19 protein-coding genes and 4 pseudogenes are annotated in these 21,641 nt (G+C 65.3%); 14 read left to right on the top strand and 9 right to left on the bottom strand.

Annotated features, from left to right (window positions below; translation table 11 throughout):
• The 4 genes and pseudogenes from ACPFMJ_RS01785 to ACPFMJ_RS01770 all read left to right on the top strand — a co-directional run bounded on the left by ACPFMJ_RS01785 (nt 1) and on the right by ACPFMJ_RS01770 (nt 4,201).
• Nucleotides 1-1,116, top strand: a pseudogene (locus ACPFMJ_RS01785) (microcin C ABC transporter permease YejB).
• A 2-nt stretch (nt 1,117-1,118) separates the two neighbouring features.
• Nucleotides 1,119-2,335, top strand: a pseudogene (locus tag ACPFMJ_RS01780) (ABC transporter permease).
• A gap of 6 nt (nt 2,336-2,341) precedes the next feature.
• Nucleotides 2,342-3,782 (top strand): annotated as a pseudogene (locus ACPFMJ_RS01775) (ABC transporter ATP-binding protein); the annotation flags it as partial.
• 56 nt (nt 3,783-3,838) lie between these two features.
• Nucleotides 3,839-4,201, top strand: a complete 363-nt coding sequence (locus tag ACPFMJ_RS01770; RefSeq protein ID WP_424362167.1) for a hypothetical protein — start codon at nt 3,839-3,841, stop codon at nt 4,199-4,201.
• Here ACPFMJ_RS01770 and ACPFMJ_RS01765 read toward each other — a convergent pair whose 3' ends face one another.
• From ACPFMJ_RS01765 to ACPFMJ_RS01755, 3 genes are read right to left on the bottom strand one after another with little or no spacing between them, the layout of a single operon-like run.
• Nucleotides 4,202-4,663 carry a MaoC family dehydratase gene (locus tag ACPFMJ_RS01765; RefSeq protein ID WP_424362166.1) on the bottom strand — a complete coding sequence of 154 codons (462 nt, stop codon included), beginning with the start codon at nt 4,661-4,663 and terminating at the stop codon, nt 4,202-4,204.
• An 8-nt stretch (nt 4,664-4,671) separates the two neighbouring features.
• Nucleotides 4,672-5,523: a C40 family peptidase gene (locus tag ACPFMJ_RS01760; RefSeq protein ID WP_424362165.1), complete on the bottom strand. Its 852-nt coding sequence runs from the start codon at nt 5,521-5,523 to the stop codon at nt 4,672-4,674.
• A gap of 4 nt (nt 5,524-5,527) precedes the next feature.
• Nucleotides 5,528-6,910: a leucyl aminopeptidase family protein gene (locus ACPFMJ_RS01755; protein WP_424363773.1), complete on the bottom strand. Its 1,383-nt coding sequence runs from the start codon at nt 6,908-6,910 to the stop codon at nt 5,528-5,530.
• A gap of 97 nt (nt 6,911-7,007) precedes the next feature.
• Here ACPFMJ_RS01755 and ACPFMJ_RS01750 point away from each other — a divergent pair, with 97 nt between their 5' ends.
• Complete coding sequence (locus ACPFMJ_RS01750; RefSeq protein ID WP_424362164.1) at nt 7,008-7,820, top strand: tetratricopeptide repeat protein; 813 nt, start codon at nt 7,008-7,010, stop codon at nt 7,818-7,820.
• A gap of 47 nt (nt 7,821-7,867) precedes the next feature.
• Here ACPFMJ_RS01750 and ACPFMJ_RS01745 read toward each other — a convergent pair whose 3' ends face one another.
• Entirely contained in the window at nt 7,868-10,810 is a 2,943-nt protein-coding gene (locus ACPFMJ_RS01745; protein ID WP_424362163.1) for a caspase family protein, read from the bottom strand.
• 286 nt (nt 10,811-11,096) lie between these two features.
• Between ACPFMJ_RS01745 and ACPFMJ_RS01740 the strand changes: the two genes are divergently transcribed.
• Together ACPFMJ_RS01740 and ACPFMJ_RS01735 are read left to right on the top strand one after the other, a co-directional pair.
• Entirely contained in the window at nt 11,097-11,435 is a 339-nt protein-coding gene (locus tag ACPFMJ_RS01740; protein WP_424362162.1) for a P-II family nitrogen regulator, read from the top strand.
• 141 nt (nt 11,436-11,576) lie between these two features.
• Complete coding sequence (locus ACPFMJ_RS01735) at nt 11,577-12,878, top strand: ammonium transporter (RefSeq protein WP_424362161.1); 1,302 nt, start codon at nt 11,577-11,579, stop codon at nt 12,876-12,878.
• Nucleotides 12,879-12,929: 51 nt separating this feature from the next.
• On the opposite strand, the gene ACPFMJ_RS01730 is transcribed toward ACPFMJ_RS01735, so the two are convergent.
• Entirely contained in the window at nt 12,930-13,232 is a 303-nt protein-coding gene (locus tag ACPFMJ_RS01730) for a type II toxin-antitoxin system VapC family toxin (RefSeq protein WP_424363772.1), read from the bottom strand.
• A gap of 98 nt (nt 13,233-13,330) precedes the next feature.
• On the opposite strand from ACPFMJ_RS01730, the gene rplM reads away from it, so the two are divergent.
• From rplM to ACPFMJ_RS01715, 3 genes and pseudogenes are all read left to right on the top strand, one after another.
• Nucleotides 13,331-13,741 carry a 50S ribosomal protein L13 gene (rplM, locus tag ACPFMJ_RS01725; protein ID WP_424362160.1) on the top strand — a complete coding sequence of 137 codons (411 nt, stop codon included), beginning with the start codon at nt 13,331-13,333 and terminating at the stop codon, nt 13,739-13,741.
• A 29-nt stretch (nt 13,742-13,770) separates the two neighbouring features.
• Nucleotides 13,771-14,228 (top strand): annotated as a pseudogene (gene rpsI / locus ACPFMJ_RS01720) (30S ribosomal protein S9).
• A gap of 83 nt (nt 14,229-14,311) precedes the next feature.
• The gene (locus ACPFMJ_RS01715) at nt 14,312-14,440 is read left to right on the top strand and encodes a hypothetical protein (protein WP_424362159.1); all 129 of its coding nucleotides are present in this window, start codon (nt 14,312-14,314) and stop codon (nt 14,438-14,440) included.
• Nucleotides 14,441-14,519: 79 nt separating this feature from the next.
• Here ACPFMJ_RS01715 and ACPFMJ_RS01710 read toward each other — a convergent pair whose 3' ends face one another.
• Nucleotides 14,520-14,777 (bottom strand): hypothetical protein, encoded by a 258-nt coding sequence (locus ACPFMJ_RS01710; RefSeq protein ID WP_424362158.1) that lies wholly within the window; start codon nt 14,775-14,777, stop codon nt 14,520-14,522.
• Nucleotides 14,778-14,931: 154 nt separating this feature from the next.
• On the opposite strand from ACPFMJ_RS01710, the gene ACPFMJ_RS01705 reads away from it, so the two are divergent.
• The gene (locus tag ACPFMJ_RS01705) at nt 14,932-15,405 is read left to right on the top strand and encodes a cupin domain-containing protein (RefSeq protein ID WP_424362157.1); all 474 of its coding nucleotides are present in this window, start codon (nt 14,932-14,934) and stop codon (nt 15,403-15,405) included.
• Between the two features lie 5 nt (nt 15,406-15,410).
• Here ACPFMJ_RS01705 and ACPFMJ_RS01700 read toward each other — a convergent pair whose 3' ends face one another.
• Nucleotides 15,411-16,745 carry a peptide MFS transporter gene (locus ACPFMJ_RS01700; RefSeq protein WP_424363771.1) on the bottom strand — a complete coding sequence of 445 codons (1,335 nt, stop codon included), beginning with the start codon at nt 16,743-16,745 and terminating at the stop codon, nt 15,411-15,413.
• Nucleotides 16,746-17,082: 337 nt separating this feature from the next.
• Here ACPFMJ_RS01700 and ACPFMJ_RS01695 point away from each other — a divergent pair, with 337 nt between their 5' ends.
• Nucleotides 17,083-17,880 carry an outer membrane protein gene (locus tag ACPFMJ_RS01695; protein ID WP_424362156.1) on the top strand — a complete coding sequence of 266 codons (798 nt, stop codon included), beginning with the start codon at nt 17,083-17,085 and terminating at the stop codon, nt 17,878-17,880.
• 95 nt (nt 17,881-17,975) lie between these two features.
• On the opposite strand, the gene ACPFMJ_RS01690 is transcribed toward ACPFMJ_RS01695, so the two are convergent.
• Entirely contained in the window at nt 17,976-18,443 is a 468-nt protein-coding gene (locus ACPFMJ_RS01690; RefSeq protein ID WP_424362155.1) for a flavodoxin family protein, read from the bottom strand.
• Nucleotides 18,440-18,619, bottom strand: a complete 180-nt coding sequence (locus tag ACPFMJ_RS01685; RefSeq protein WP_424362154.1) for a hypothetical protein — start codon at nt 18,617-18,619, stop codon at nt 18,440-18,442. Before ACPFMJ_RS01685 ends, ACPFMJ_RS01690 begins: the two co-directional genes overlap by 4 nt.
• A 163-nt stretch (nt 18,620-18,782) precedes the next feature.
• Between ACPFMJ_RS01685 and ACPFMJ_RS01680 the strand changes: the two genes are divergently transcribed.
• Nucleotides 18,783-20,558, top strand: a complete 1,776-nt coding sequence (locus tag ACPFMJ_RS01680) for a glycosyltransferase family 61 protein (protein WP_424362153.1) — start codon at nt 18,783-18,785, stop codon at nt 20,556-20,558.
• Between the two features lie 79 nt (nt 20,559-20,637).
• Nucleotides 20,638-21,552: an N-acetyl-gamma-glutamyl-phosphate reductase gene (argC, locus tag ACPFMJ_RS01675; protein WP_424362152.1), complete on the top strand. Its 915-nt coding sequence runs from the start codon at nt 20,638-20,640 to the stop codon at nt 21,550-21,552.
• Nucleotides 21,553-21,641: the final 89 nt, after the last annotated feature.

Here is a 21,641-nt window from a genome sequence, read left to right as displayed (position 1 = left end):
ATGGGCGCCTATATCGCACGCCGCGTGCTGCTGATGATCCCGACGATCCTCGGCATCATGCTCATCTCCTTCGCCATCGTGCAGTTCGCGCCGGGCGGCCCGGTCGAGCGCATCATCGCGCAGCTTCAGGGCTTCGACGTCGGCGCGACCTCGCGCTTCTCCGGCGGCGGCGGCGACGTCGGCCAGGGCAAGGCACGCAGGCGGGCCGATGGCCGCTGAAAGCGCCTCCAAATATCGCGGCGCGCAGGGCCTCGATCCGAAATTCATTGCAGAGCTCGAGAAGCAGTTCGGCTTCGACAAGCCGGCATGGAGCGCTTCCTGCTGATGGTGAAGAACTACGCCATGTTCGATTTCGGCCGGAGCTATTTCCGCGACGAAAGCGTCATCAAGCTCATCGGCGAGAAGCTCCCCGTCTCCATCTCGCTCGGCATCTGGATGACGCTGCTCTCCTATTGATCTCCATTCCGCTCGGCATCCGCAAGGCGGTGCGCGACGGAACGCGGTTCGACATGTGGACGTCGAACCTCATGGTCGTCGGCTATGCGATCCCGAGCTTCCTGTTCGCCATGCTGCTGATCGTGCTGTTTGCGGGCTCGTCGTTCTTACAGTGGTTCCCGTCGCGCGGCCTCTTCTCCGATAACTGGGATCAGCTGTCGCTGTTCGGAAAGATCACGGACTACCTCTGGCATCTCGTGCTGCCGATGATCGCGATGGCCGTCGGCTCGTTCACGGCGATGACGTTCCTGACCAAGAACTCGTTCCTCGACGAGATCCGCAAGCAATACGTCGTCGCCGCGCGCGCGGATGAAGGGCCTGACCGAAAACCGCGTGCTCTATGGCCATGTCTTCCGCAATGCCATGCTGCATCGTCATCGCCGGCTTTCCGTCGGCCTTCATCAGCGCCTTCTTCTCCGGCGGCTCCGTGCTGATCGAGACGATCTTCTCTCTCGACGGCTGGGACTTCTCTCCTTCGAGAGCATCGTGAACCGCGACTATCCGGTGGTCTTCGCGTCGCTCTACATCTTCGCGCTCGTGGGACTGTTCGTCGGCATCCTTTCCGACTTCGTCTACACCCTCGTCGATCCGCGCATCGACTTTGAATCGCGCGAGGTATGACGATGGATCAACGCGCCGACAACACGCCCGGGACGGTGGCATCACCGCCAGAACAGGCCAAGACATACTGGTGGCGGCGCCTTTTTCGCCTGTCGCCGCTCGACCAGCGCCGCTGGGAGCGAATTTCAAGGCGAACAAGCGCGGCTATCGGTCGTTCGTGGTCTTCTCGATCCTGTTCGTCGTCTCGCTCTTCGCCGAGTTCGTCGCCAACGATCGGCCGCTGATCGTCAGCTACAAGGGCGAAATCCTGTTCCCCGTCCTCGTCGATTATCCCGAGGACAAATTCGGCGGCTTCCTCGCCATTACCGATTATCGCACGCCCGACATTCAGAACGAGATCAACGCGCACGGCTGGATGCTGTGGCCGCCATCCGCTATTCCTACGACACCCATAACCTCGAACTGCCGACGCCCGCGCCCTCGCCGCCGACCTGGATGCTGACGCAGAAGCAATGCGAAATCGCCGCCGCCATGGGCCTCGTCGCTGGCTCGGCGATGCCCAATCGCGGCTGCGCGCGCTATAACGAATTCGGCAACACAAACTGGCTCGGCACTCGACGATCAGGGCCGCGACGTCGTCGCGCGCACTGCATCTACGGCTTCCGCATCTCCGTGCTCTTCGGCCTCATCCTGACGATCGTGTCGTCAGCGGTCGGCATCGTCGCCGGCGCGGTGCAGGGCTATTTCGGCGGCCGCGTCGACTTGATCTTCCAGCGCCTGCTCGAAATCTGGAACTCGATCCCCGAGCTGTTCGTGTTGCTGATCCTGTCGTCGCTCTTCGTGCCAGGCTTCTGGACCCTGCTCGGCATCTTGATGATCTTCTCGTGGACGTCCCTCGTTGGCCTCGTCCGCGCCGAATTCCTGCGCGGCCGCAACCTCGAATATGTCCGCGCGGCGCGGGCACTCGGCCTTTCCGACTGGCAGATCATGTTCAAGCACCTGCTGCCGAACGCCATGGTCGCGACCCTGACGTTCTTGCCGTTCATCCTCTCCGTCGATCGCGACGCTGACTGCTCTCGACTTCCTCGGGTTAGGCATGCCGCCGGGATCGCCATCGCTCGGAGAGCTTTTGCTTCAGGGCAAGAAGCATCTCGAAGCGCCATGGCTCGGCATCTCGGGCTTTATCGCCGTGTCGATCATCCTCTCGCTCGCCATCTTCATCGGCGAAGCCGTGCGCGACGCCCTCGATCCGCGCAAATCGTTCAGGGCCAAAAGCTGATGTCACATCCGCCCCCTCATCGACGTGCGCAACCTGTCCGTCGCATTCGGCGACGGCGCCGACCTGACGCGCGTCGTCAACGGCGTTTCGTTCCACATCGACAGAGGCGAGACGGTCGCGCTGGTTGGCGAGTCGGGCTCCGGCAAAACCGTCTCGGCGATGTCGATCCTGCGCCTGCTTCCGCACTCGGCATCTCATCCCTCGGGTGAGATTTTATTCGGCGGCAGCAACATCCTGAAAATGTCCGGCACGGAGCTGCGAGAAATTCGCGGCCGCCGCATCTCGATCATTTTTCAGGAGCCGATGACGTCGCTCAATCCGCTCCACACCATCGAGAAGCAGGTCGGCGAAATCATCAAGCTGCACCAGTTGCTCCCGGAAGCCAAAACCCGCGAGCGCGTCATCGAGCTGCTGACCAAAGTCGGCATTCGCGATCCGGAGAAGCGTCTCAACGCCTACCCGCATCAATTATCGGGCGGCCAGCGCCAGCGCGTGATGATCGCCATGGCGCTCGCCAACAAGCCCGACCTGCTGATCGCCGACGAGCCGACCACCGCGCTCGACGTCACCGTGCAGGCGCAGATCTGGAGCTTCTGAAATCGCTTCAGAAAGAGATGGGCATGGCCATGCTGCTCATCACCCACGACCTCGGCATCGTGCGGCGCATGGCCGAGCGCGTCTACGTCATGCGCAACGGCGACATCGTCGAAACCGGCGATACGGAACAAATTTTCACGGCGCCTCAGCACGCGTATACCCGCCATCTGCTCGAAGCCGAGCCGAAAGGCATGCCGCCTCCGGCCGATCCGTCGCGCCCTGTCGTCGTCGAGACGGACGATCTCAAAGTCTGGTTTCCAATCAAAAAAGGCCTGTTGCAGCGTACCGTCGATTACGTGAAGGCCGTCGACGGGCTGTCGATGAAACTGCGTGCCGGCGAGACCCTGGGCGTCGTCGGCGAATCGGGTTCCGGCAAAACGACGCTCGGTCTCGCCATCCTTCGGCTGATCTCGTCGCAAGGCCCGATTGCCTATGTCGGCAAGCGCATCGATGCGTTGACGAACAAGCAGATGCGCCCGTTGCGCAAGGAAATGCAGATCGTCTTCCAGGACCCTTATGGCTCGCTCTCACCGCGCATGTCGGTCGCGGAGATCGTCGCCGAAGGCCTGCTGATCGACGAGCGGCGGGAAATCGTCGCCCGCGCCGAACTCAACGCTATCCGACCAGCGAGCGCCGCGCGCGTCGTCCGCGCCATGGTGCGAATTGCTCGAGGACAGTCGGCCTCGATCCGGCATCGCAAGACCGCTACCCGCATGAGTTTTCCGGTGGGCAACGCCAACGCATCGCCATTGCCCGCGCCATGGTCCTGCAGCCGAAATTCGTCATGCTCGATGAGCCGACGAGCGCTCTCGACATGAGCGTGCAGGCCCAGATCGTCGAGCTGCTGCGCTGGGCAACTTCACGGGGCTCAATCCACTGATCGGCGCGCCGGCCGGCGGCAAGTCCATGGTCAATATGAACGAGGCCTACGACAAGCGCCTCGCGCGGCGCGTCAAGACCTCCGCTGCGACAGCGGGCGTCGCCGTGCATGACGGCGTCATGATGTGGTTCTCCGGCCCGAGTTTCGAGACGCCCGCAGAGGCGAAAATCGCGCGTCAGCTCGGGGCCGACATCTTCGGCTGGACGATCGTGCCGGAGGCGATCCTCGCTCGGCGTTTCGGCCTGAACTTCTCCGGCATTTCCGTCGTGACGGATTTTGGCGCCGGCTTCTCGAACGGCAATCCCAACGCCGATATTACGCGCGGCCCCGCCGTCGCGGGCGTCGTCGCGACGAAGCGGCTGATGCGCTCTTTCGTCAGAATGCGCTGATCAACCGCGCCGAGCGGGATCGCGAAAGGCGAGCATCGTCGCCTCGATCGTCTGCACAGCCTCTTCGTCGCCATTCAGCGTCGTTGCGCGGAACGTGACGAAGCCTCTATCCGGCTGGGAGCGCGACGTTCGCAATTTTGTGATTTCGCCCTCGATATGCAGGCAATCGCCCGGCCGCACCGGACGCTTCCATGAAATATGCGCGTCCATGCCCACGACGCCGCCCGCGAAGGACAGCCCGCATCCCTCCAGCAAGAGGCGCAACGTGAGCGCGCCGGTCTGCCAGCCGCTGCCGATCAGACCGCCGAACATGCTCTCCTTCGCCGCCTCGGGATCGACGTGAAAAAACTGCGGATCGTTCTCGCGCGAAAAGCGGATCAGGCTTTCCTCGGTCATCTCGACCGACGACGACTCGAAACGCTGGCCGACGACGAGATCGTCGAAATAGACAAGCTTCGACATCCGGCGCCCTAGCCTTCCAGGCGCTTCACAGCCGTAATGTCTCCCGCCCCCGCGTTCAGATTGCGCGCGCGAACCAGTTCGAGCGGTTCGCTCGAGACGAGCATATGCGTGCCGTTGGCGTGAAGCAGCGTCGTCGCGTCGCGCATGACGCCGACATGGCCCTTCCAGAAAATAAGGTCGCCACGCTGCAACGGGGCGCCGATCTCGACCGGCTTTCCGAGCCGCGCCTCCTGCATGTCGCTGTCGCGCGGCGCCTTCTTGCCGGCGGCGGCGAGCGAAATCTGGACGAGGCCGGAACAATCGACGCCAATCGACGACTTGCCGCCCCAAAGATAGGGCGCGCCCATCAGGGTCTCGGCCACGGAGACGAAATCAGCCGCCAGCAGCCCCAGCGGCGCGAGATGCGGGCGCCAGATGAAGCCAAGATCTCGCATTACATAGAAGTTCTCGCGCTCGTCGACGATCTCGACTTCGGCGCTCAGCGGCAGCGCAAGCAAGGGCGGCTGCTTGATGCTCGCCGCCGGATAGACGAAGGTGCGCGGCACGCAGACGCGATGGGTCGGCGTGCGCAAGGCGCTCCAGAGCGCGTTCGCCGCGATCCAGCCGACATACCCATCTCGATCGAGCTGCGCCCAGGCCCAGCCCTCCTCTTCGTCATAGACGGTGACGCGCTCGCCATAGAGCGCCTGCGTGTCGATGGGACAGTCGGGGCGCGGTTCGCGACGCAGATCGACGACGCCCTCCTTCACTTCCATCACGGCGCCTTCGACGTAACGATCCGCCGTGACGCGGCCCTTCAGATAGGCGGCCGCAAGGTCGGGCCGCGCCGGCGTGAGCCGCCGGTCGAATGTCTCGCTCAAAATCTCAAGCCTTTCCACGCGTCGCGCGATCTTCGATCAGTTGATAAAGCAGCCGCGCGCTCTGCACCTCGCCGCCTTCGGGGCGGCCAGGCTTGGTCGAGGGATTCCAGCAATAGACGTCGAAATGCGCCCAGCGCGCGGGATCGGCGACGAAGCGGCGCAGGAACAGCGCCGCGACGATGGAGCCCGAAAATCCGCCGCTCGTGACGCTGACGAGATCGGAAATCTTGCCGTCGAGGCCGCTATCGTAATTGTCCCAAAGCGGCAGGCGCCAGACGGGGTCGTTCACGGCGCGGCCATGGGCGGCGATCTCTTCGGCAAGCGCGTCGTCGCCCGTATAGAAAGGCGGCAACTCCGGCCCCAGCGCCACGCGCGCGGCGCCGGTCAGCGTCGCAAAGTTGAAAAGTAGATCCGGCTCATCTTCACTGGCGTAAGCGAGCGAATCGGCAAGGATCAGACGGCCCTCAGCATCCGTATTGCCGATCTCGACCGTGAGGCCCTTGCGGCTGCGATAGATGTCGCCCGTGCGGAAGGCGTTCGCAGAGATCGAGTTCTCGACGATCGGCAGGAGCACGCGCAGCCGAACGGGAATGTTGGCGTCCATGAGCATCGAGGCGAGCGCCAGCGTCGTCGCCGCGCCGCCCATATCCTTCTTCATGAGCGCCATGGCGGAGGACGGTTTGATGTCGAGCCCGCCCGTGTCGTAGCAGACGCCCTTGCCGACGAGAGTCACTTTCAGCCCGTCTTCGGGTCCATGCGTGAACTCCACGAGCCGCGGCGCCTGCGCCGAGGCGCGGCCGACCGCGTGGATCAGGGGGAAATTCTCGGCGAGAAGCGCGTCGCCGACGATGGCCCGGGACTGGGCGCCATGCTTCGCGGCGAGCGCCAGAGCGGCTTCGGCCAGAGCCTCGGGCCCCATGTCGTTCGCGGGTGTGTTGACGAGATCGCGTCCCAGAGCGACGGCGCTGGCGATGCGCTCGACGCGCGCGCGGTCGATTCCCTCGGGCGCGCAGAGGCGGGCCTTCTCGCCTTTCGCCGCGGAGTAGCGCGTGAAGGAATAGCTGGCGAGCAAAAAGGCGAGCGCGGCCTGCTGCGGATCGGCGACGCCGTCACCGAAGCGATAGAGTCCAGCGGGCAAGGAAGCGAGCTTGCCGGCGAGGAAAGGATCGCGCTTCCTTGCGTCCGCCTCCTCGACGCCGAACAGGACCCGCGCCGGAGCGCCGTCCAGCGCCGGAACGATGAGCTGGCTCCCGGGCTTTCCCTCGAACCCGGTCGCGGATGCGAGCGCGGCGACGACCGCCGGCAGGCCGTCCTTGACCTGCGGCCAGCGGCCCTTGTCCACGAAATCAATCGCAGTCGCCTCGGCGGACCAGTCTTCCAGCTTCATCGTCATCGGCGCTTTTAGCCTTTGTTAAGCATCCATTAGGGTTAACGCTTTATTGCTCTGCCCAGTCGCTCTTCATTCAGATCGGAACAGATTCGCCGTGACCAAGGCGCTCCTTCCCTCCGCAAGACACTTCTCCTTCGGCGCCGTCGCGCTGGCCGCGCTTGTCGGACTTTCCGGCTGCAACAGCAAACCCTCCATGACCGACTTCACCGCCTCGTTCGGCCGCTCCACGACGCTGCCGACCGACGAAGGCGAGTTGCGCCGCTTCGCCGAGGATTGGGGTCAGCGCTACGATCGCAATCCGAAGGACAAGACCACCGCGCTGACCTACGCCAAGGCCTTGCAAGCGCTCGACCAGAATTCGCAAGCCATCGCCGTGCTGCAAGCACTGGCGATCGCTTATCCCGAGGATATGAAGGTCTTGGGCGCCTATGGCAAGGCGCTCGCCGACGGCGGCAATGTCCAGCAGGCGGCGGAAGTTCTCCGCAAGGCGCACACGCCGGAACGGCCGGACTGGTCGATTCTTTCGGCGCAGGGTTCGCTTGCGGACCGTCTTGGAGATCACAACGCCGCGCGCGGCTATTACGAAGAGGCGCTGAAGATCCGTCCCAACGAGCCGGGCGTACTGTCGAATCTCGGCCTTTCCTACGCGCTCGCGAAAAACCTTCCGCGCGCCGAGGAAACGCTGCGCCTTGCCGCCAGCCAGCCATCCGCCGACATGCGCGTGCGCCAGAACCTCGCGCTGGTGCTGGCGCTGCAGGGCAAGTTCCCCGAGGCCGAAGAGTGGTCGCGCCGCGACCTCTCCCCCGTCGACGCAGCGCAGAACGTCGCCTCGATCCGCGAGATGATCTCGCAATCGGACACCTGGCGCGACATTCAGACGACGCCCAAACGCAGCGCCGCAAGATAAGCTGATCAAAAAATGGCCGCGTCTTCCGCGGCCATTTCTTTTTGCCTCTATCGCATCCCGCCGAAGCCCGAGGGCGGACCGCCCGGCCCCCCGCCATGACCGCCACCATGCGGGAAGCCGTCATTGCCTTGCGGCGAAGGACGCGGTCCCGGCGCCGGCGGCGGCCGCGTCATGACCGGCGCGGCCTGCGGCGGCGGCGCCGATTGCCGCATCATCCCGGCCGGAGGGCCGCGATCGGGCTGGGGCGCATGCATGGAGGGCGGCGCCATCTCGCGCATCTGGGGCGGCATGCCGGGAGGCGGCCCGGCGCGCATATGCGAAGGCTGCATTTGCTCATGCCCGCCCGGCGTCGCCTCGCGGGAATAGCCGCGCGGCGGACCCATGCCCTGCGGGGCCTCCCGCATGCGCGGCGGAACGCGGTCGAGACCAGGTTCGCGCATGCCGGGCATGGGCATGCCCATCGGTTCGCGCATCTGGGATGGACCCGGCCGGCCCATGGGCGCGCCGCCAAAGCCCGTGTCGCGCGGACGCTCGATCGCCCGATGCGGTCGCTGCGATCCGCCGCCATTTAACCCCTGCGGCGGCGAGGCGCCTTGAAGGGAGTCCCGCATGCGCGGCGGAGAGCGGTTGAAATCGGAATCCCGCATTCCGGGCGCTTGCGCTCCCATCGGCTCGCGCGTCGGAGACGAACCGGGACGGCCCATCGGCTCGCCGCCAAAGCCCGTGTCGCGCGGGCGCTCGATCCCCCGATGCGGTCGCTGCGACGCGCCGCCGTCCAACCCTTGCGGCGGCGTGGGGCGCGGTTGCAACGCCCCATTCCGCTCGGCCGGGCCACTACGCGGCATGGATGCCGGCCCGCCAGCCGGCGCCATCCCGCCATCCCGAGGCGCATTGGCGAGCGGTTGCGTTTCGTGCGCCGGAGGCAAGCTCCGCTCGCGAGGCCCCGCCCCGACCGGCAAGGCGCCGCCGGGGGCCGACGGCGCCGGCAGCGCATGCGCGTCCCCGGGGGTCGCGGCGCGCCCTCCGGGCCCTTGGGCGCCACGCAGCGAGTCCGGCGCGGCGCCTCCGGGCCTGCCCGGACGCGCCTCTTGTCCAACAGGCGACGGCGGCGCCCCTTCCCCGGCGCCGGGCGTCGGAAGGGCGTGTCCATTCGGCGCTCCAGCAGGTTGCAATCCGGCAGGCTGGGGCTGATGCGGCCCAGCGCCGGCGGGTCCAGGGCCTCCCGCCGGGCCGGCGCCTGGCGTCAGGCCCGGCCGCGCCGTCCCCGCCGCCGGAAGCGGCTGGGCGTTCTGGAAGCCCCCCGACGAAGCCGGGGGCAAGGGCGGTTGGCCGCCGGGCGCAGGACCGATGGCCCCGGCAGACGAAGGCGCCGCTGATGCGGGCGCCGGCATGGCCCCGGGAACTGCGCCGACGCCCCCCGCGCCCATAGGCGGCGCAATGGCTGCGGGCGCCACAGCGTTACGTTTGGCGATGAAATTCGGCAGCGCCGCGCCCACGGCGACGGCCGCCGCCCCCGCCCCCACGGCGGTCAGCGCGCCGGTGGAGATCACCCCGCCCGTCGGGTCGCGCACGACGACATTGTTGGCGCGCGGATCGACGACGATGGCGTTATGCGCGTTGGAGTAAATGAAATTATCCGGCGGCGGCGCGATGTAGTCGGGCGCCCGCTGCCAGGCGGGGATCGGCACATATTGCGGGGCCGGCAGCACATAGGGCTGCGCGATCACGACCGGCGGCGGCAGGACGATGAAATCCGGCGGCGGTGGCGGCAGGAGATAGACGGGCGGCGGCGGGGGCGGCGCGAAGCCCCAACCCGGATCGTCGAAATAGACGACCGGCTGCTCGACGAAAACGATCTCCTCCGGCGGCGGCGGGGGATAATCATAGGCGATCATTTCAAAGCTCTGCGGCGGCTCCAGCTCGTAGCGCAACTCAGCGAGGCGACGGCGCGCGTCCCAGGCGTGCGGGCCCTTGGGGTAGCGGCGCAGATAGGTCCAATAGGCATTGGGCGAGTCGACAACGCGCGAGCGTCGCCAGATCAGCGCCTCGCGCCGCGCCGCGAGAATGGCGCGCGCCCGCTTGGCGTAGGGCGCAGCCGGATAGGTTGCGACATAGTCCTGATAGCCCTGCAGGGTGTCGCGGCGGATGGCGGCCGAGAAACCCTCCTCCGGCCCGAGCGCCTTGATCGGCTGAGCCAGACGCGCCGCGTCGGCGACGCGCGCCGGGGCGTTGGCGTCTCGTTGGAAGAACAGGAAATCCGTTTGGACAGCCCGCGAATTCCACGGAATTTGCCCGCCCTTGGTCATGTCCGAGACGCGCAGGCGCGTATTCTCGAAGACGTCCATCAGCGGCGCGCCGCCGTCGCGGATCATTTCTGCGAGCGCATGGGCGTAAGGGCCGTAGTCGCCGGTCGCCTCCGGCGCGATCGTGCCCGGCGCGGCGTTGTAGGCGAGAAGCATCTTTCCGCCCGGTTCGTACAAGGCGAGGCCGCCGGCCAGCGGCTCTCCGGCGAGCTTGAAGGGATTGGCGCGGGCGGCGTCGAGGGCGACGACGCTGAGCTTGGCCCCCGACGCGGCGAGCGGCTTCAGATAATCCGAGACGCGCAGGGCGCGCATGGGAATGTCGGCGTCGCGCGTCAGCCGCACATCGACGGGGAGCAGATAGTTCTCTCCTTCGAGCTGCACGCCATAGCCCGAAAAATAGACGAAGACGATCGCGTCCGGCCCGGCCTCGGCGGCCTTGTCCAGAAAGTCGCGGAAGGTCTGCTTGAGCGCGGCTTCCTCCAGGTCGCGCGCGCCGGTGACGTCGAAACCCGCCGCCTGCAAGGTCTGCGCGACGAGGCCGGCGTCATTGGCCGCCGTCGGCAGCGACTTGGCCCCATAGGCCGACTCGCCGACGACAAGCGCCAGGCGTCGCTCGGCGGCCTCGGCGCCCGCTGCAAAGGCGATCATGACCGCCGCGGCGGCCAGGAACGTCCGAATTAGATGCATCCACTTGTCTCCCCGTGGACGCCAACCCCCAAAGCGTCTCCAATTCAGCAGCTTCGCCACTGAATGCAAGCTGAACCATGCGTGGGCGCGCGTGGCGGGAGGACGGACACTCCGCGCCGTTTCTTTGGACAGTTTGTGAATTTTTTGGGCGATTGGCGCCTGAATGACGGCCAACCGGGCAGAGGCGCCCGGATAAACGCCGTTTGGTATGGATAATGCGCAGCCTTGGCACGACCATTGCTGACAAATCGCCCACCCTGCCGTCCTCGAAAGCAGCACTGCTCACATGAAAATCATCACCGCCATCATCAAGCCATTCAAACTCGACGAGGTGCGCGACTCGCTCATGGCGATCGACGTGCACGGCATGACCGCGACTGAGGTGAAAGGCTACGGCCGCCAGAAGGGTCACACCGAGATTTACCGCGGGGCCGAATACATCGTCTCCTTCCTGCCCAAGGTGAAGATCGAGATCGCCGTGTCCGACGATGTGGCCGACCGCGCCGTAGAGTCGATCCGCAAGGCCGCCCACACCGGTCACATCGGCGACGGAAAGATTTTCGTCACGCCGCTGGAGCGGGCCGTCCGCATCCGCACGGGCGAGACCGACAACGACGCGTTGTAGCCAACTCCCGTCATTGTGCGCGAAGCGAAGCAATCCCGAGCCTCTACCGGCCGTTGGATCGCTTCGCCGCCGCTCCTGGCAATGACGGCCGGCGCGACGCCAAAAGCAAACCAAATCTCCCAAGAACCTGGACGCCCATTCATGCGAAAAATAATCGCGTCGCTCGCCTGCGCCCTAATCGCCACCCCTGCCCTCGCGCAGGATGCGCCGAAGATCGACGGGGCCGACACGGCCTTCATGATCGTCGCGACGGCCCTCGTGCTGATGATGACGCTGCCGGGCCTCGCGCTCTTCTACAGCGGGATGGTGCGCAAGAAGAACGTGCTCGCCACAATGGCGCAGAGCGTCATCGCGACCGCCGTCGTGTCGCTGCTCTGGATCGGGATCGCCTACAGCCTCACCTTCTCCGGCGACGGCGCCTATATCGGCGACACAGCCCGCATGATGCTGAAGGATGTCGGGATCGACACGGTGAGTCCGCTCGCCAAGACCATCCCCGAAATCCTCTTCATGACCTATCAGATGACCTTCGCGGTCATCACCTGCGCGCTGGTCGGCGGCTCGGTCGCCGAGCGCATGAAATTTTCGGCCTTCATCCTCTTCTGCGTCGTCTGGCTCTTCATCGTCTACGTGCCTTCCGCGCATTGGGTGTGGGGCGGCGGCTTCCTGCAGAAGATGGGCCTCCTCGATTTCGCCGGCGGCACGGTGGTTCATATCAACGCGGGCGTCGCGGGCCTGATCTGCGCGCTCGTCATGGGCAATCGAGTCGGCTTCGGCCGCGAGAACCTCTCTCCCTTCGACCTCTCGCTCGCCGTCGTCGGCACCGGCCTCCTGTGGGTCGGCTGGTTCGGCTTCAATGGCGGCTCGGCGCTCGGCGCCAATTCGCGCGCGGTCTTCGCGATCGTCGCGACGCATCTCGCCGCCTGCTCGGGCGCGATCGTGTGGAGCGGGCTGGAATGGCTGGAGCGCGGCAAGCCCTCGGTGCTCGGCGTCGTCTCCGGCGCGGTCGCGGGCCTTGGCACCATCACGCCGGCCTCGGGCTATATCCTTCCCTGGCACGGCGTCGTCATCGGCCTGATCGCCGGCGCCGTCTGCTACTGGATGTGCACCGTGGCGAAGCACAAATTCCACTATGACGACACGCTCGACGTTTTCGGCGTCCACGGCGTCGGCGGCATCATGGGCACGCTGCTCGCTGGCGTCTTCGCGACGCGTGCGATTACCGCGTCGGACAGCGATCCCGGCGTGGCGGGTTTGCTCGAGGGCGACACGCATCAATTCGTCGTGCAGGCCATCGGGGTCGGCGTGACAATCGTGTGGTGTGTGATCGGCACGTTGATCTCGCTAAAAGTCGTGTCGATCTTCACGAGCCTGCGGGTCAACAGCGACGACGAGCGCGAGGGTCTGGACATCGCGCTGCATGGCGAAGCGCTGCACCAGTAAAATTAAGAACGACGGGTCATGGTCGGGCTTGTCCCGGTCATCGCCCCCGGTCTATTGGGCGTCAGGCTCCCAAATTTCCGCGGCCTCGACCTGTTTCGCGATCTTCATCAACCGCACGTCGAACGTTGCGAATGCGTCGCTCGCGCCCATCTGCGCGAGATGCAGTGCGTCCGCGAAATCCATCCCCGCGCCCATCCATTCGAGCGCCCTGGCGAGAGCCCCCGGGTCCTGCACGGCGATGTTCGGAAGGCCCGCGAAAGCGCGGAACGCGGTAACGAGCGCCGCCGGGGAGAACCCATAGGCGCTGCGCAAAACCCACTCGGCTTCGAGCAACACGGTCAGCGCGACGAAGATCCTGTTCTGCTCGATGAGAGCGCGCGCCGCGTCCGCTTGTTTGTGATCGTCATTACCCGCAGAACAGTTCGTTCAGGGTCCTCATCGACGCCGAATGGGTGCTGATCGACGTCGGCCGTCGTCTCGCCGCCTCGATCATCGCGACGCGCCTGCGCGGCAAGCACAAGGCGACCTTCACGCCGCATATGGACGATGGCGACAACATCATCGTCATCAACGCCGACAAGGTGGTCTTCACCGGCCGCAAGCGCGACCAGAAGGTCTATCACTATCACACCGGCTATCCGGGCGGCATCAAAGAACGGTTCGGCGAAGTTCAGATCCTCGACAGCAAGCATCCCGAGCGGATCATCGAGAAGGCCGTCGAGCGTATGCTCGCACGTGGCCCCCTCCACCGCCAGATCATGCGGCAATCTGCGCGTCTACAAGGGCGCGCGCATCCGCATGAAGCGCAGAACCCGGTGACGCTGAACGTCGCCGCCATGAACCGCAAGAACGTGAGCGCCTGATCCATGACCGAAACGAAGACCGCTCTCCGATCTCAACCGGCGGTCGCCGCCGCGGTCGAGCCCGAAGCGGCGCCGGTGCGAGCAGAAGCTCGACAAGCTATGGCCGCGCCTACGCGACCGGCAAGCGCAAGAACGCCGTCGCCCGCGTTTGGATCTGAAGCCCGGCAAGGGCACCATCACCGTCAACGGCCGCGACATCAAGGTCTACTTCGCCCGTCCGGTGCTGCGCATGATCCTGCAGCAGCCCTTCGGCGTCGCGAACCGCGCCACGCAGTATGACATTCGCATTTCGGTCGCTGGCGGCGGTCTTTCGGGCCAGGCTGGCGCGGTGCGCCACGGCCTCGCCAAGGCTCTCACCTATTATGAGCCGGAGTTGCGCGGCGTACTGAAGAAGCAGGGCTTCCTGACGCGTGACAGCCGCGTCGTCGAGCGTAAGAAGTACGGCAAGGTGAAAGCTCGTAAGTCGTTCCAGTTCTCGAAGCGCTAATCGCGAAACAGATCGGGACGATCCTTTATTGGGTCGGCATTCTCATCGCGCTCCCCTTCATCCTGCTGATCGGCGCGTCGATCATGCGGATGTTCTCGGAAGGCATGGAAGCGAAATATGTGAGTTCTACCTTCCTCGGCATTTTCGGCGCGGCGTTTTCCTATGCGGTCGGATATTTACTCCGCCATATGGTGACGCAGGAAAACTCCTAGCGGCAACTGTCCCAACCAAAAGACGGCGAGCTTTGAGGCTCACCGTTTTTCTTGGTCGACTACGAAGCTGTTTTGGCGCTCAGTGGCTGCCTTCGAGATGCACGCCATGATAGTGGTGCTTGCCCCAGTGCGGGCCGTGATGCGGCTTGACGGGACGGTGGTCGTAGCCGCCTTCACGCACGATATGGCTCTTCATCTTCTGGCGCTGCGGGTGGCTACGGTGGCCGCCCTCGCGAACAACGCCGCCCGTCTCCCCCGTATGATGGGCGATTGCCGGAACGCAGGTCATCGCGCCCCAAAACGTGACGGCGGCCAGAATTGCCATTACATATTTCATTCGATGCCCTCCACTTGCGGGAGCGACGCGCCGCGTCGCACGACCCCGAGCTTGTGTATTGGGGATAAGACGACTGTTTGATGACATCCGGTTGCGGCCTGTCCTCGTGCCTAAAATCGCTTGGCGCCTGGTACGTTTTTAAAGGGAGCCCGACATGCGTACCGCTTTCCTGTCCGCCCTTGCAGCGCTTTTGCTTCCTTTCCCCGCCTTCGCGGCCGATCCGCAGATCATTGGCGAGAAGAACGGCAAGGACGTCGTGACCGTGCGCGTCGGCGACGCGTCGACCTCCAAGCAGTCCCTGCCCTTCTTCCCCGGCATTTCCAACAAGAACGCGGGAGCGAAGAATCTCTCGCTGTTGAAGGTCGTCATCCCGCCCGGCGCCTCGGCGCAGGCGCATGTGCACAAGGGCTACGAGTCGGCGATCTATCTTCTGCAAGGCACGGTCGAGACGAAATATGGCGAGCATCTCGAAAAGAGCGTCGTGAATGTCGCCGGCGACTTCATCTACATCCCCGCGGACGTGCCGCATCAGCCGACCAATCTGAGCAAGACCGAGCCTGCCATCGGCATCGTCGCGCGCAATGACGGCGACGAGCAGGAGCACGTGATTTTGCTGCCGAAGAAGTGACCGCCTCATTCCCTCGGCGAAGGTAGATCGCCAAGCGGGCGCCGCGCGGCTTCGACGAAGACCGCGCCCGCGACGCCGAGCCCCGCCATCAGCAGGAAAAAATTCACGCGCGTGATGCCCGACCAGAAGCCGCCGAGCCATCCCGCGAGCAGGTTGCCGAGAAACATGGAGGTGAACCACGCCCCCATCAGCGCCGAGCGCGATCCTTCCGGCGCGAGACGGGAGACAAGCGACAAGGCGATGGGCGAGAAATGCAGCTCGGAGAGCGTGATCACGACAAAATAGGCAAGGAGCCAGAGCCAGCTCGCCTTTTCGACGCCCTGCGAAGCCGCGAGCGCCATCACGCCGTAGCTCAATGCGAGCCCGAGGCAGCCGAAGGCCATTTTGCGCAAGGTCGAGGGCTCCCGTCCCTGCCGCGCGAGCCTGCCCCAGAAGGCGACGAGCGGCGGCGTGAAGAGGAAGATCATCAGCGGATTGAACGCCTGAAACCAGGTCACCGGAATATCGGCGCGCCAGCCGAAGAAATCGACGCTGCGATCCGTGAATTGCGACGCCCAAAGCGCGATCGTATTGCCTTGCTGTTCGAAGGCGGCCCAGAAGAGCGTTGAAGATGGGAAGAGCAGCAATATGCTGAGCAGCGCCCGGCGAAACGGCGCGCTTTCTCGGGGCGCGGCTGGCCGGCTCTGCGTCGGCAAATAGGCGCGTCCCGAAAGGTACGCCCCAAGGCCAATCGCCATGCCGACGCCCGCGGCGGCGAAGCCGTAATGCCAGCCCACCGTCTCGCCCAGCGTGCCGCAGACGAGCGGCGCGAAAAACGCGCCGATATTGATGCCCACATAGAAGATCGAATAGGCGCGGTCGCGACGCGCGTCCCCCGGCGCGTAGAGTTCGCCCACCTGCGTCGAGATGTTGGGCTTGAAGGCTCCGCAGCCGAAGGCGATGAGCAGCAAGGCGATCAAAAAGAGCCGCTCGTCCGCCATCATGAAATGGCCCGAGACCATCATCGCGGCGCCCAGCGCGATGGTCCGCGTGCGACCGAGAAACCGATCGGCAAGGAGGCCGCCGAGAATTGGCGTCAGATAAACGAGCCCCGTATAGAGCCCGTAGATCTGCGAGGCGAGGGGCTGCGGCGCCAGCGGGCCGAGGACAGCCTCCAGCCCCTGCTTCAATCCCGCAAGGCCGAGCGCCGCGTCGAGCCGTTCCGGCTTAAGGAGATACTCGACCATGTAGAGCACGAGCAGCGCGCGCATGCCGTAATAGGAGAAGCGCTCCCAAAGCTCGGAACCGAAGAGAAAGGCGAGCCCGCGCGGATGACCGAGAAAGCCGGTGGGCTTGAGCAGGGTGGACGTGAATTCCCGTGAAGGCGCCGGAGGCGGATCCGACGGTAGAGAGGTCCTATACCGTCGGCAAGGCTGGCGGCGGCAGAAGGCGCCGTCAAATCATCCGTTCATCGACAGCGTTCGAACACACTCAGCCAATATTATTTTGGAATGCTGGCCAGAGCCTCACCGTATATATATAATATATTTTGGCATAGGCCGAACATTTGGGCGCCAAATTCATGAAGAAATTTTGAATTGTCACGATAAACACGCTTTGATCACATTGCGCGGCAAGAAAACGCTGCACCCGTGAGCTCGGCTCCCAGCACGAGACCTCAACGAAAGGACAGCAAACATGAAGAGAGCTTCTCTCCTCGTCGCGGCCTCGCTCGCCGCGGTCGGATCGGCCTTCGCCGCCGACCTCCCTTCCCGCAAGGCGGCGCCGCCGCCCTACATGCCCCCGCCCCCGCCTCCCCCGCCGATGTGGACGGGCTTGTATGGCGGTCTCAACGTAGGCGGCGGCTGGACCGCCAATCGCATCAACGATACGGCGCTCTATGTCAGCCCGGTCACAGGCGATCTCTACGCCTTTCCGGGCGCGAACCGCGGAACAGCCGCGGGCGTCGTGGGCGGCGGCCAGCTTGGCTACAACTATCAGTTCGGATCGAGCTTCCTTTTCGGCGTCGAAACCGACTTTCAGGGCACGAGCATCCATGCCGGCCGCAACAACAACCTGGCGCTCTATCCCGATCCGCTGGTCGCGGGCGGTTTCCTGACGCCGCTCTCGCCCGCCGGCCGCGGCTTCTCGCTGGACTGGTTCGGAACGGTGCGCGGCCGCGCCGGCTGGCTCGTGGCGCCAACGCTCCTCGCTTACGGCACGGGCGGCTTCGCCTATGGCGGCGTTTCCGGCCCGTGGAACGGCGGGCGCACGCGCGTCGGCTGGACGGCCGGCGGCGGCCTTGAATGGCTGTTTGCGCCGAGTTGGTCGGTGAAGGGCGAATATCTCTTCACCGATCTCAGCAGCGGCGGCGCGCAGGGGCCGCTGGGCTGGAACTGGGGCTCCCGCATTCACCCGCAATTCCACACCGTGCGCGCGGGCGTGAACTATCACCTTAACTTCGGCGGCGCGGCGCCGGTGCTCGCGAATTACTGAGCCTGACGCTTAGGCTCTAAAGGCGCCCCTCGTGCTTCGAACGGCTGCTTTGCAGGCGTCCCGGCGCGAGTGGCTCCTCGCATGACCGCCCGAAATCAAAACACCCCTGCGTCCAGCCCGGCCGCCATCAGCATCCCAAGCTCCCGGCATTGGCCGATGAAATCCTCGCGCCAGTCGCCCCGGCAGATTAGCGGCTCCTGTATCGGCCGCCATCGGAGCCCCGTAACGATCCGCTCGACGCCGAGCCGCGTCCCCGTGCCGTCGCTGCCGGCGCGGATGCAGAGCGCATAGGGCAAACCTTCCGTGCGCTCGAGGCAGGGATAGTAGCAGCGGTCGAAGAAGTCCTTCATCGCGCCGCTCATATAGCCGAGGTTCTCCGGCGTCAGCAGGATGACGCCTCTCGCGCCCGTCACGTCTTCGGGCTGCGTCTCGAAAGCGCCGAGCGCCCGCGTCTTCACGCCCTCGATCTCGGGCGAACGCGCCCCCTCCAGCAGGGCGTCGCGCATGCGCTGGATATTGGCCGAGGGCGCATGCGCGACGACGAGAAGGCGCTTCAAAGTCACTTCGGATGAAACTCCGGCACGTCGACGGCCCCCATCGCCACAGCGGCGCCCACAGCCATGAGCATGAGCAGCGACCCGCTGAAGGCGAGGACCGCGACCACCGAGGCCTCGTAAAGCGAATCCGTCAGTCTGACGCCATAATATTTCACCGTGTCCTTGAATGCAGGTGTGGTCATTGACGACCTCCCGGGTTCGCGGATGCGCGACGCGCGCGCGTCCATCAAGAGGTATCGCGTTGCAGGTACGGCGCCAGTGCCGGTTTGGCTGCTTGTGTGACTTTCGACCTTTCAGGATTTCCCGCGCCTGACCTATGTTCGCGCCCGAGCTAGCGGAGTGGTCATGCGCGTTTCGGTCTTTCGGGGTTTATTCAGGCGGCCGCAGGCGGCGGCGACTGTCGACGCGGAAAAGCTCGCCTTGCGCATCCACGAACGCGTCTGCGCTGTGGCGTCCGCCTTCTCGCCGGAGGAGGAGGCCGTCGGCGCGGCGGAAACTGTTTCGGCTTCCCGCGCCTGTCTGGCGCTCAACCTGCTGCGCCTGCGCGCAATGGGCGATCCTGCCGCTTTGGCGGCGCTTGGCGCCTATATGCGGATTGCTTTCGGGGCAGAGGACTACGCCCATCTCGCCGCCGCGCTCGACAGCGAGCTCTGGCGAAGGAACGCGGCGGTCTCCGGCTCGGGCGGCGCTGAACTCGTGCGAAAGGTCGATGCTGCGATCGACGCCGACGCCCTCTTCCATGCGATCGAGGCCGTCCTGGACGAGGCGCTCGGCGTGACCGAGACGCCGACGCAAGCGACCTTCGACGAAGACGCCTATCTCGCCGCCAATCCCGACGTCGCCGCCGCCGTCGCGCGAGGCGAAGCCGCGTCGGGACGCGCGCATTGGCGCAAGCACGGCGCCGCGGAGGGTCGCGTTCAGCGACGCCTCCGCCCGCGGGACCACGCCTCGCGGTCGGTGATCTTTCCGCTGCGCTTCGTCCGCGACGCGGCGTCCAACGCCCCTGTCGGCGATGTCGGCGCCGAACCGTCGGCGTCCTATATTCTCGCGCCTCTCTCGCAGGAGGAGACGCATGACGCAACGCCCTCGCTTGCGGAAGAACGCTCCATCGGACGCCAATCCGCCGCCTTCGCCGAGCTTCAGGAAAAGCGCATCTGGACGGCGCCCCCGCTTTACGTCGCCGCCTTTGACGACGCCTGCGCCGATCTTCGCAACGGCGCGCTGATCTTCGATCGCGACAAGGCGTGGGGCGATTCCTTTTACGCCACCATCCTCTCGCCGGGCGGCAATGCTCGCGCGCCCGAATTCTTCTCCCTCGGCGGCAGGTACGCTTGGCTGCGCGACGACGCCGCCATCGAAACGATCTCGTACGATGCGCCGTTGATGCTCTGCACCACATGGGCGAGCCGCATCAATTACGGCCATTGGCTGATGAACACGCTATTCTCCGTCTATCTTGCGCTCGACGATCTGCGCGCCGGACGGCTGATGCTGCTGTGCCCGAGCCTTGAAGGGAGGCAGCGCGAAGAGATTCTCGCGCTCGGCGCGCCGCCCGGCGCGATCGCCGAAACGAACGCGCGTTTTGTGCGTGCGGAACGGCTGCTCTATCCCTCGCCCTTGAGCACTTACGCCAATATGCGGCCGCCCGCCCGCGCCGTGGAGTTCCTCGACTTCGTCAGGCAACGCTTCGCGCGCCCGGCGACGCATGCGCCCAGATACGTCTTTCTGAGCCGTATCGGCTTTCCATCCGCGCGCCGCATGACGAATGAAGCCGCGCTGTGCGACGCGCTGGCGCGCATCGGCTTCCACGTCGCGCGCACGCATGAGATGTCGCTGGGGGAACAGATCGCGCTCATGTCGAACGCCAAGGTCGCCATCGGGCAATTCGGCGCCGCGCTGTGGAACACGCCCTTCATGCCTCAGGGGGCGCAGGTCGTCGAAATCGCGACGAGCAATTATGTCTCCAACGAGTATCTCTACATCTCGCATCTCACGGGCCATCGGCTGAGCCGCGTGATGGTCGAAGCGTCAACTTCGCAAGGCCGCGCCTATGACGGCGATCATTTTGATTTCGAGGCGCCTATCGGCGAGATCGTGGCGCTGGCGCGCGCGCTGATGTGACGTCGATCTGTTGACAAGGCGTCATGCAGCCATCATCCAAACCGCTCAGAAAGCGCCACTCCTTCAGGATCCTCTCCCCATGGCCAGCAAAATCTTCATCGACGGCGACGCCGGCACGACGGGCCTCGAAATCCGCGATCGCCTCGCGGGCCGCGCCGACATCGAGATCGTCGCCATCCCGGCGGAGAAGCGCAAGGACGTGGAGACGAAGCGCGACATTCTCGCCTCGGTCGACGTCGCCATTCTCTGTCTGCCGGACGACGCCGCCAGGGAGACGGTGGCCCTCTGCGACGCGCTCGGCGACAAGGCCCCGCGCCTGCTGGACGCCTCGACGGCGCATCGCGTCGCGCCGGGCTGGGTCTATGGCTTTCCCGAGCTTTGCGCCGGCCAGGCGGAGGCCATCGCCAAAGCCGCGCGCGTCGCCAATGTCGGCTGCTACGCGACGGGGTCCATCGCCCTGCTGCGCCCGCTCGTCGACGCCGGCCTCATTCGACCCGACCAGACGCTGACGATCAACGCCGTCTCCGGCTATTCGGGCGGCGGGCGGCAGATGATCGAAGCCTACGAGAAGGGCGAGGCGCCGGCTTTCGAGCTTTACGCGCTCGGGCTCGAGCACAAGCATCTCCCCGAGATCATGGCCTATTCGAAGCTGACGGCGCGGCCGCTCTTCGTGCCGTCAGTGGGCAATTTCAGGCAAGGCATGCTGGTCTCGATCCCGCTGGCGCTCGACGCCCTGCCCGGCAAGCCCAATACGCAAGATTTCGAGGCCGCCTATCAGCGTCATTACGCCGGCGCGCACCATGTGCGTCTGACGCAGGCGCCCAAAAGCGGCCGCCTCGACGCGCTCGCGCTCAACGGCACGGACGACATGGAGATCTTCGTCTTCGCGAATGAGACCCGCCGTCACGCGGTGCTTGTCGCGCGGCTCGACAATCTCGGCAAGGGCGCGTCCGGCGCGGCGGTGCAGAATCTGGATTTGATGATCGGGGCCTAACCGGCTCCGTCATTGCGAGGAGCGAAAGCGACGAAGCAATCAAGAGCCATAGCGCTCCGTATTGCTTCGCTTCGCTCGCAGCACGTGAA

This window comes from Methylocystis parvus (assembly GCF_049675845.1).
Taxonomy (GTDB): Bacteria; Pseudomonadota; Alphaproteobacteria; order Rhizobiales; family Beijerinckiaceae; genus Methylocystis; species Methylocystis parvus_A.
Note: the sequence above shows the minus strand (reverse complement) of the source record. Positions and strands in the feature narration are given on the sequence as shown.

What these genes read in the sequence shown, in the direction of transcription:
- ACPFMJ_RS01770 (WP_424362167.1), top strand. Translation starts at nt 3,839, where the DNA reads ATGGTCAATATGAACGAGGCCTACGACAAGCGCCTCGCGCGGCGCGTC.
- ACPFMJ_RS01765 (WP_424362166.1), bottom strand. Translation starts at nt 4,663, where the DNA reads ATGTCGAAGCTTGTCTATTTCGACGATCTCGTCGTCGGCCAGCGTTTC.
- ACPFMJ_RS01755 (WP_424363773.1), bottom strand. Translation starts at nt 6,910, where the DNA reads ATGAAGCTGGAAGACTGGTCCGCCGAGGCGACTGCGATTGATTTCGTG.
- ACPFMJ_RS01745 (WP_424362163.1), bottom strand. Translation starts at nt 10,810, where the DNA reads ATGCATCTAATTCGGACGTTCCTGGCCGCCGCGGCGGTCATGATCGCC.
- ACPFMJ_RS01740 (WP_424362162.1), top strand. Translation starts at nt 11,097, where the DNA reads ATGAAAATCATCACCGCCATCATCAAGCCATTCAAACTCGACGAGGTG.
- ACPFMJ_RS01735 (WP_424362161.1), top strand. Translation starts at nt 11,577, where the DNA reads ATGCGAAAAATAATCGCGTCGCTCGCCTGCGCCCTAATCGCCACCCCT.
- ACPFMJ_RS01715 (WP_424362159.1), top strand. Translation starts at nt 14,312, where the DNA reads ATGCGGATGTTCTCGGAAGGCATGGAAGCGAAATATGTGAGTTCTACC.
- ACPFMJ_RS01710 (WP_424362158.1), bottom strand. Translation starts at nt 14,777, where the DNA reads ATGAAATATGTAATGGCAATTCTGGCCGCCGTCACGTTTTGGGGCGCG.
- ACPFMJ_RS01705 (WP_424362157.1), top strand. Translation starts at nt 14,932, where the DNA reads ATGCGTACCGCTTTCCTGTCCGCCCTTGCAGCGCTTTTGCTTCCTTTC.
- ACPFMJ_RS01695 (WP_424362156.1), top strand. Translation starts at nt 17,083, where the DNA reads ATGAAGAGAGCTTCTCTCCTCGTCGCGGCCTCGCTCGCCGCGGTCGGA.
- ACPFMJ_RS01685 (WP_424362154.1), bottom strand. Translation starts at nt 18,619, where the DNA reads ATGACCACACCTGCATTCAAGGACACGGTGAAATATTATGGCGTCAGA.
- ACPFMJ_RS01680 (WP_424362153.1), top strand. Translation starts at nt 18,783, where the DNA reads ATGCGCGTTTCGGTCTTTCGGGGTTTATTCAGGCGGCCGCAGGCGGCG.
- argC (WP_424362152.1), top strand. Translation starts at nt 20,638, where the DNA reads ATGGCCAGCAAAATCTTCATCGACGGCGACGCCGGCACGACGGGCCTC.